Source organism: Desulfomonilaceae bacterium, from assembly GCA_041662605.1.
Classification (GTDB): domain Bacteria; phylum Desulfobacterota; class Desulfomonilia; order Desulfomonilales; family Desulfomonilaceae; genus CAJBEZ01.
Genome location: JBAZSD010000055.1, coordinates 1 through 4465 on the forward strand (window position 1 = coordinate 1; position 4465 = coordinate 4465).

Genomic DNA, 4465 nt, shown 5'->3' on the forward strand with positions numbered 1-4465 from the left:
GCGCCAACCTCTAAAGAAAGCTGATAAACTTCCTTGAACTCAACGCCATATTTAAAACATCTTTGAAAAAATCGCGACAATAAAATCAAACTCAAGCTATTTTATCCCCCCGTAACTGAATGGTTACTTTTGGTTTTTTATTTGACTTTACTCAGCATGATTAAGTAATTTAAAAATGGAGCAGGGTATACCTCGCCCGCAACCGCTTCGGTTTCAGTTTTGTGAATCAGGTTTGCCCGTAGGTCCAACGTTCTGAATTACTGAGACATTTTTATTTAAGTTTTGATTAATTCGAGGGGAGTGACATGGTTGGAAACAGGTTTTTAATTTATTTGATACCAGCATTCCTTGTATCAATTCTTTTAATTGCGCCAAATGCGGTTCCGGCCTCCCACATCAATTCGTCTCCTGACGAAGACGTCAGCGTTGAATCGAAAAAGGGTCACGGGGATTTTGAAAAAGCTTCGAGTGACTACAGGCCTATTAACGATTGGCTCTCGTCGGTCCTCAACTGGTTGCCGCCTCAGAATCATAAAAGCAGAATGGCTACGTTCAAAGAGGAAAACCCGGACAAAGATATCGATGAAAATTTCACAAGCCCCAAAAAACCGGAACGTTCTGTTAACGTTGAATACGCAATCTCTTTGGAAGACATATCCCCGATATATAAGTCGCCCAAAATTAACGGCGAGGGGATTTGGGCGAGCACGGGCGCCCCGATAGGCGGAGATGGACGGCCGCTGGTATACAGGACACTTTATCGTCCCAGCGTCAAATTTCCAAATACTATCGTTTATATGGCCGTTTTTGACATGAACCGGCTCAAACCCCGACTATTCATTGGTCGAACCGAACCGGGCATTCGCAATATTTCAGATACGCAATCACAGGAATCTCTCTCAAAAATCGTGGCCATTACCAATGCGATGTGGATGCAACGACACTCGAGAGGAGCAGGAGCAATATTCAGAGGTAGAGTTATCTATCCAATGGTTCCAGGTATGGCTACTCTTGTCGTATACCAGGATGACTCGGTTGATGTGCTTGAATGGAGCGATGACATTCCGTTGTCAACAGTTAAAGACGCTCGCCAATTGAGCCATTTGATTTTGAAAAACGGGAATGTCGTTGACAAGGTAGTAACAAACGGAAAGATTAACGATTCTGAAATAGGCCTCGGCTCATTGATCGACAGTGACGGTACCAGTACGATGGACAGAGATTGTTGGTATCTGGCCAATAGGACGGCGTTTGGCATCCGGGATGATGGCAACCTTGTGTTTGCCATGGGGCATCATGTTAGCACCAAAGACCTTGCCAGGGCCTTGGCCCTCGCAGAGTGCAAACGGGCTATTCACGGTGACGCAAATATTCATAACGTTGTATGCAATTTTTATTTCCGGGATGAAGAGAATAAAATTGTAAAATATGAAAAACTCTCTCCAGAGCAACTTGATTACACTTTGAAACGATATGATAAAGGATACGCTAAAGATTTCTTTAGGTTTTACGAAAAATAGGATTTTGTTGCTCAGGTAAGGGTGTTAAGTAATGTCCAAGAAATCGGGGGCGGTCCAATAAATTCATGTTCACCAAAACATAGCATGTGTGGAAGATTCGTTTTAACCAGTCCCGGGAAAAATCCCGCGTAACAGTCAACAGAACCGCTCCTCCTTTGTACGCGGAATCAGGGATGAAATTCATCTGGTTCAAACGGGCTTGTTAACATCTGCAAGCTTGCCTACGAAGCCCATAGAACGTCCTTTGTTTTCTGAAACCGCTACACCAATTGACCGATATAGAGGAGCCCTGGAAGGCTCCCCTATATGAACGAATCAGTTTGTCAGCCTCGTCCTGAGATACTACTTATAGATCATGTCTATTTTTAGCTATCACATGGAGACAGAATGTCCCATTCTCTTTGTATGGTTTCACGTCAGCTTCAGTCGGACCGGCTTCTGTGGTCCGTTTCTTTCCTTTCATGTATTTCCAGCTTAATGTCCTGGTTAAACTTGGTGTTTACTTTTGATAATAACCATTCAGCCAACCCTTTGTCATAAACAATGAACACGGGGCCATTGGAGGGCCGCATCACATAAAGTGTTTTTTTTGCTGATTCTGCCATGTTTCGTTAACCTCCCTACATTTTAACCGGAATTATGCGGCGGGGCGCTAAGCTTGGTCCGGAGAACTCAAAAAACGTTTCAGATTATGGTAACGGAGATAGTATAACCCTTGCCACACATGAAGCACGTTCCATGCCAACTGCGCCAAACAGAACCATCTTCTTGAAAACCGCAGGCTAATTAACTGGTTAGGTATAGGCGCAGAATTTGGTGTGAGTTACAAAGATTTGACGGGACAAGCGAGACGAGCGAAATGTGCCCGAACAACGGACCAGCAAATTTGTGATGCGTGTTTTTTCAAAGGGTTAGGAATTAGGCTAGTGTCTTGATGTCAGTCATTCATTTTGGTGTGCGGTCTGGTTTTCGCTCGTAATCCCTCAGCGACATGTTCATCGTAGTGGGAGCCAGCGCGTTCCTGCCTTTCTTGCCCATGCTGCCGATACAGGCGCTATGGTTTATTTGCTCTACGACTTCTCGCAAACCACCATTCCAGGCGACGAGGTGGGCGCCCGGCTGACGGCCGAGACGCTGGGATTTGTAGCCCTTCCGCCACTCAACTGCCTGCTTCTGGCGGTTATGCTAGTGTGTTACGCATTCCTGAACCAGTTGGTGAAGACCTGGTTTTATAGTAGGTTTGGCCCATAATGTCGGATCGATGGTTGGATCCGCTCAAAGCCAAGGCAGAAGGTCAGGCCTGGAAGACAGTGGGGGAAACCAATTGGGACACAGTGCGCCCCGCAGCCTGCGGGACCAGACCGGCAAAGTATCCATCCGCATGCAGTTTCTGATGTATGGTGGCCGAGGCCCCATAACAGGCGCCCAGAGCCACTTCAACTTTCTTCGGGCCACGGCGCCGTTCGGTTGAGCGCTCTACCGCAGCGATCGTCAACAGGTTCTCCTCCACTCCGATCCACGTGGCGCCGACCAGGGTGAGACATTTCGAAACTACGGTTCCGGCCACTTCATGATCGGTACAGCGCTGACGCTATTCTTCGGGCTACCCTCGATAACCCGATCGCTGTACGCCACGTAAACCAGCGCATTGCGCTTCCGGTCGAAGAAGCGCACTACCTGAAGCTTCTTGAACACGAGGCTGCGGTGTTCGTCGAACACCCTCTCGCCCTCCTTGAGTTCGCCGACTATCTTGATCGGTCCAACCTGGCGACAGGCTATGCTGGCGTCGCTCGTATCCTCCGCCACACCTAATTGGCCCTTCACCCCTCCCGTTTCGGCACGCGAGATGAAACAGGCGACGCCCTGGACTTTGGGGTCGTCAAATGCGTCGATCACAATCTTGTCATTGGGTCCGAGCAAGCGAAAATGAGTGCTAACGGAGCCGGTAGTGCCGCGTTCGGGGCGACTTAAGACCCACCATCCGAAAAACACAATGACTAAAAGGATTCCTCCGCCGAGAATAATTCCGATCCTCTTCATGATGATTTGCCTTCCTTGAGTGAATTAGCGCCCAATCGTACTGCTCTGGCTATTGATGAAAGCCTGAGGCCTTCGGTACGGATCGGTCTTACCTGTCCGTACCAAAGGCTCCGTCTCACGAGAAATCCGACACGAGAACCCTTTCAATGCTCTATCAATTCTTCTTGTCTGACGGAATGGGTTCTTTTGTCTTTTCCTGGATCTTTTCCCCCGAGGACTTGGCTCCTGCCTTGTTTTCCTGAGCCTTTCCCTTCATCGTTTCAGTCTGCTGTTGCTGCGGTGATTGGTGTTGCTTCAGATCTTGTTGGCGCTGAGGCTCTTCTCCCTGCTGGTGTTGACGTCTCGTCGGTTCGGCCTGCTTTTGTTGATGACGTATGCGCTCACGTTGCTCTTGTTGGTGGCGCAACTCTTGTGGGGCCGGCCCCGCTCCCTTTGGACATTCCTTGGCCTTAATCTTTTCCGCCTCTTCCATGGTTTTTAGTGGCCCTGCAATAGTTTTTAATGGTTCTGGAACTTTCTCCGTCTCGATCACCTTGCACACACCGTCCTTGTCCTTGACCACAAACCAATGTTTCTTCTCAGCCAGAGCAACCCCAGCCATCAGAAAAAAAACTGTCACAACAAACATTACTGCCGAATTTTTCAACAATTGACGTTTCATGTTTCTCTCTCCTCGTTCCTGATTATTTTTCAAAACATTCCTTCACACCAGCCTGCCTCTATCCAATTGTCCATTCTTTGGTAGACAGACATCGCTGAACACTCTACACACCCCGATCTACCGGTTGCGGCTGACTCGAGCCCGCCGCATAGGCCGCAAAGTATCTATCAATTTTTTCATTCCATTCGGCCGCAGTGAAGTCAGGCCATGTCTTACTCTCAAAGCTGAGAGCTTTTTCCAGGGT

6 protein-coding genes are annotated in these 4465 nt (G+C 48.1%); 1 reads left to right on the forward strand and 5 read right to left on the reverse strand.

The genetic code is table 11. The features are described from left to right. The first annotated feature begins 305 nt into the window (after nt 1-305). Nucleotides 306-1520 (forward strand): hypothetical protein, encoded by a 1215-nt coding sequence (locus tag WC647_19920; GenBank protein MFA6224573.1) that lies wholly within the window; start codon nt 306-308, stop codon nt 1518-1520. Nucleotides 1521-1942: 422 nt separating this feature from the next. Here WC647_19920 and WC647_19925 read toward each other — a convergent pair whose 3' ends face one another. The 5 genes from WC647_19925 to WC647_19945 form a co-directional block, all read right to left on the reverse strand. Further along, a complete protein-coding gene (locus WC647_19925) occupies nt 1943-2125 on the reverse strand; it encodes a hypothetical protein (GenBank protein ID MFA6224574.1) in 183 nt (60 codons plus the stop codon). 340 nt (nt 2126-2465) lie between these two features. Next, complete coding sequence (locus WC647_19930; GenBank protein MFA6224575.1) at nt 2466-2606, reverse strand: hypothetical protein; 141 nt, start codon at nt 2604-2606, stop codon at nt 2466-2468. Nucleotides 2607-2814: 208 nt separating this feature from the next. Next, nucleotides 2815-3087: a hypothetical protein gene (locus WC647_19935; protein ID MFA6224576.1), complete on the reverse strand. Its 273-nt coding sequence runs from the start codon at nt 3085-3087 to the stop codon at nt 2815-2817. Next, nucleotides 3072-3560: a CreA family protein gene (locus WC647_19940; GenBank protein ID MFA6224577.1), complete on the reverse strand. Its 489-nt coding sequence runs from the start codon at nt 3558-3560 to the stop codon at nt 3072-3074. Before WC647_19940 ends, WC647_19935 begins: the two co-directional genes overlap by 16 nt. 154 nt (nt 3561-3714) lie before the next feature. Continuing rightward, nucleotides 3715-4221 (reverse strand): hypothetical protein, encoded by a 507-nt coding sequence (locus WC647_19945; protein ID MFA6224578.1) that lies wholly within the window; start codon nt 4219-4221, stop codon nt 3715-3717. Nucleotides 4222-4465: the final 244 nt, after the last annotated feature.